Origin of the sequence: Rhodococcus sp. (in: high G+C Gram-positive bacteria) (genome assembly GCF_049299235.1) — a bacterium.
Lineage (GTDB): Bacteria > Actinomycetota > Actinomycetes > Mycobacteriales > Mycobacteriaceae > Rhodococcus.
Window position 1 is genome coordinate 1 of the sequence record NZ_JBAQXC010000173.1, and the last position, 4,190, is coordinate 4,190.

Consider the following 4,190-nt stretch of genomic DNA (forward strand, 5'->3'; position numbering starts at 1 on the left):
GCGTACGGGTCGGTGATGCGCCCGCCGCTGGCCTCGGCGATCTCGGGGAGTCGGCCGAACGTGACGACGGGCAGCGGTACCTCGGATCCGTCGGTGAGGGTTGCGCGGGCCCAGCCGCGCTTGGGGAAGCGGATCCCTTCGAGCGCGTCCCATCCGATGCGGGTTGTCGAGAACGTGGCGCGGGCGGTGATGCCGTCGGGTCCGACGACGGTGCGTACCCGCAGGATCCAGGCGAGGACGAGGAATGGAATCACCAGCATCCAGGAGAACGCCGCGGGCCACGCCATCGCGGGTGAGGCGACCGCGAGGAGCAGGAAGCCGCACGCGAGCAGTGACAGCCGGGAAATCCGGATGACGCGCGTCGCCGGTTCCGGCGTGTGGGATGATGAACGCGGTGGCACGGGCTGCTGGGAAGATGGCACCTCACCATCTTGTCATTGCAGCCGAGGCATCTCACATTCTGGGACAGATGACCGAACCAAGTTGACTGTCTGCTTTGCGCGCGCCTACCGTCTAGCGCGTGAATAAGAATGAGTTGCTCGTAATCGGCCGGCGCGTCGTCGCCTGAGCCGCATTACTGCAACTCGCCCACGACGCGCCACCCTCGTACAGCACATGCTGACGAGGGTTTTTTGTTGCCCGGAGCCAGAATCAGAGGAATTGCAGTGAGCGCACCAACCGCACGGCCTCAACCCTCGCCGCGAAAGCCGGGGTCCGCCCCGACACCCGCGGCCGCCGCAGCGCAGCCCGGAACCCGCCGCCAGGTCGCCCCCGAGCGGGTCACCGGAGCTCAGTCGGTCGTCCGAGCTCTCGAGGAGCTGGAGGTCGACACGGTGTTCGGCATTCCCGGAGGTGCGATCCTGCCGGTCTACGATCCGCTCTTCGATTCCAGGAAGGTGCGCCACGTCCTCGTCCGTCACGAGCAGGGCGGCGGCCACGCCGCGACCGGATACGCGCAGGCCACCGGCAAGGTCGGCGTCTGCATGGCCACGTCCGGCCCCGGCGCGACCAATCTCGTGACCCCCCTCGCCGACGCCCAGATGGATTCCGTCCCGATCGTCGCGATCACCGGCCAGGTCGGGCGCGCGCTCATCGGCACCGATGCCTTCCAGGAAGCGGACATCTCCGGCATCACCATGCCGGTGACCAAGCACAACTTCCTCGTCACCGACGGCGCCGACATCCCGCGCATCCTTGCCGAGGCCTTCTACATCGCAGCATCGGGCCGCCCCGGCGCCGTCCTCGTCGACATCCCCAAGGACGTCCTGGTCGCACAGACCACGTTCAGTTGGCCACCGGAAATGCACCTGCCCGGCTACCGTCCGGTCACCAAACCGCACGGCAAGCAGGTCCGTGAGGCGGCACGCCTGATCGCCGAGGCCACGAACCCGGTGTTGTACGTCGGCGGCGGCGTCATCAAGGCCGACGCGTCCGCCGAACTGCTCGAACTCGCCGAGCTGACCGGCATCCCCGTCGTCACCACGCTGATGGCGCGCGGCGCGTTCCCCGACACCCACCGTCTCAACTGCGGCATGCCCGGCATGCACGGCACCGTCGCCGCGGTGGCGGCCCTGCAGCGCAGCGACCTGCTCATCACGCTCGGCGCACGCTTCGACGACCGGGTGACCGGCCAGCTCGACTCGTTCGCGCCCGACGCGAAGGTCATCCACGCCGACATCGACCCCGCCGAAATCGGCAAGAACCGGCACGCGGACGTCCCGATCGTCGGCGACTGCCGCGAGGTCCTCCTCGAACTCGTCGAGGCGATCCGCGCGGACCTGGCGACCGGCACCACCCTCGACTACGCGCAGTGGTGGGAATACCTCGACGACATCCGCCGCACCTACCCGCTGAGCTACGACCGCCCCACCGACGGCTCCCTGTCGCCGCAGTACGTCATCCAGGCCGTCGGCAAGCTCGCCGGTCCGGACGCCATCTACTGCGCCGGGGTCGGACAGCACCAGATGTGGGCCGCGCAGTTCGTCGACTACGAGAAGCCCCGCACCTGGCTGAACTCCGGTGGCCTCGGCACGATGGGGTACGCGGTGCCCGCCGCGATGGGCGCCAAGATGGGCAAGCCCGAGGCTGAGGTGTGGGCCATCGACGGCGACGGCTGCTTCCAGATGACCAACCAGGAACTGGCGACCTGCGCCGTCGAAGGAGTGCCGATCAAGGTCGCGCTCATCAACAACGGCAACCTCGGCATGGTCCGCCAGTGGCAGACCCTGTTCTACGACCAGCGCTACTCGAACACCGAGCTCGGTACCCACGGCGACGTCCGCATCCCCGACTTCGTCAAGCTCTCCGAGGCCCTCGGCTGTGTCGGTATCCGGGTCGAGCGGGAAGAAGACGTCGAGCCCGCCATCCGGCAGGCGCAGGCCATCAACGACCGCCCCGTCGTCATCGACTTCATCGTCGGCAAGGACGCCCAGGTGTGGCCGATGGTCGCCGCAGGCACCAGCAACGACGAGATCATGGCGGCACGGGGTATCCGACCGCTGTTCGACGACGACGAGCAGGCATCCGAGCCGGCCGTCATCCACGAAGCCATGAGCCACGAGCAGGCCACCGAGGCCGCAGCAGGAGAGGATCGTCAGTGAGCACGAGTCACACCCTCAGCGTTCTCGTCGAGGACAAGCCGGGCGTGCTGGCCCGTGTCGCGGCGCTGTTCTCGCGACGCGGATTCAACATCGAATCCCTCGCGGTCGGTGGCACCGAACTGCCCGACATCTCCCGCATGACGATCGTCGTGACCGTCGACGAGTTTCCGCTCGAGCAGGTCACCAAGCAACTCAACAAGCTGGTCAACGTCATCAAGATCGTCGAGCAGGAGGGCGAGGCGTCGGTGGCGCGCGAACTCGTGCTCATCAAGGTCCGTGCCGATGCCAACGTCCGCACGCAGGTCATCGAAACGGTGAACCTGTTCCGCGCCAAGGTGATCGACGTCTCGACCGAGTCGTTGACCGTCGAGGCCACCGGCACCCGCTCGAAGCTCGATGCGCTTCTGCGGATGCTCGAGCCGTACGGCATCCGCGAGATCGTGCAATCGGGTGTCGTCGCCGTCGGACGTGGTCCCAAGTCGATCACGGCCACCCGTTAGCCTGAACACACCCCAAAAGCTGAAAGAGGTAGGAACTGTGGCAGTCGAGCTGTTCTACGACGACAACGCCGATCTGTCGATCATCCAGGGCCGCAAGGTCGCTGTGATCGGCTACGGCAGCCAGGGGCACGCGCATTCGCTGAGCCTGCGTGATTCGGGCGTCGACGTGCGCATCGGTCTCAAGGAAGGCTCGAAGTCGCGCGCCAAGGCCGAAGAGGCCGGCCTCACCGTCGGCACCCCCGCCGAGGTGTCGGAGTGGGCCGACGTCATCATGCTGCTCGCCCCCGACACGGCGCAGGCGTCGATCTTCACCAACGACATCGAGCCGAACCTGAAGGATGGCGACGCGCTGTTCTTCGGCCACGGCCTGAACATCCACTTCGGCCTGATCAAGGCCCCGGAGTTCGTCACCGTCGGCATGGTCGCCCCCAAGGGCCCCGGCCACCTGGTGCGCCGCCAGTTCGTCGACGGCAAGGGTGTCCCGGCGCTCATCGCCGTCCACCAGGACCCGAAGGGCGAGGGCCAGGCCCTCGCGCTGTCCTACGCGAAGGGCATCGGCGGCACCCGCGCCGGCGTCATCAAGACGGACTTCAAGGAAGAGACCGAGACCGACCTGTTCGGTGAGCAGGCCGTGCTCTGCGGTGGAACCGAAGAGCTCGTCAAGACCGGCTTCGATGTTCTCGTCGAGGCGGGTTACGCACCCGAGATGGCGTACTTCGAGTGCCTGCACGAGCTCAAGCTCATCGTCGACCTCATGTACGAGGGTGGCATCGCCCGCATGAACTACTCGGTGTCCGACACCGCGGAATTCGGCGGCTACCTGTCCGGTCCGCGCGTCATCGACGCAGGCACCAAGGACCGCATGAAGGACATCCTCAAGGACATCCAGGACGGCACCTTCGTCAAGCGTCTCGTCGCGAACGTCGAGAACGGCAACACCGAGCTCGAGGGCCTGCGCAAGGCCAACGCCGAGCACGGCATCGAGGTCGTCGGCAAGCAGCTCCGCGACCTGATGAGCTGGGTCGATCGCCCGATCACCGAGACCGCGTAAGCGTCTTTCTGCTCGGCCGCCGGCCCGGCACCCGATCTC

At 67.0% G+C, this 4,190-nt stretch carries 4 protein-coding genes; 3 read left to right on the forward strand and 1 reads right to left on the reverse strand.

The features are described from left to right. Window positions 1-401, reverse strand: a 401-nt coding sequence (locus WAX14_RS10395; RefSeq protein WP_422628008.1) for a PH domain-containing protein, incomplete at its 3' end; no start/stop codon positions are given. A 264-nt stretch (window positions 402-665) separates the two neighbouring features. Between WAX14_RS10395 and WAX14_RS10400 the strand changes: the two genes are divergently transcribed. Genes WAX14_RS10400 through ilvC form a run of 3 tightly spaced genes read left to right on the forward strand, consistent with a single transcriptional unit; the run spans window position 666 to window position 4,151 of the window. Then, on the forward strand, window positions 666-2,600 hold the full coding sequence (locus tag WAX14_RS10400; protein WP_422628005.1) for an acetolactate synthase large subunit: 1,935 nt from the start codon (window positions 666-668) through the stop codon (window positions 2,598-2,600). After that, the gene (gene ilvN, locus WAX14_RS10405; RefSeq protein ID WP_422628006.1) at window positions 2,597-3,100 is read left to right on the forward strand and encodes an acetolactate synthase small subunit; all 504 of its coding nucleotides are present in this window, start codon (window positions 2,597-2,599) and stop codon (window positions 3,098-3,100) included. Before WAX14_RS10400 ends, ilvN begins: the two co-directional genes overlap by 4 nt. Window positions 3,101-3,137: 37 nt before the next feature. Beyond that, the gene (gene ilvC / locus WAX14_RS10410) at window positions 3,138-4,151 is read left to right on the forward strand and encodes a ketol-acid reductoisomerase (protein WP_422628007.1); all 1,014 of its coding nucleotides are present in this window, start codon (window positions 3,138-3,140) and stop codon (window positions 4,149-4,151) included. Window positions 4,152-4,190: the final 39 nt, after the last annotated feature.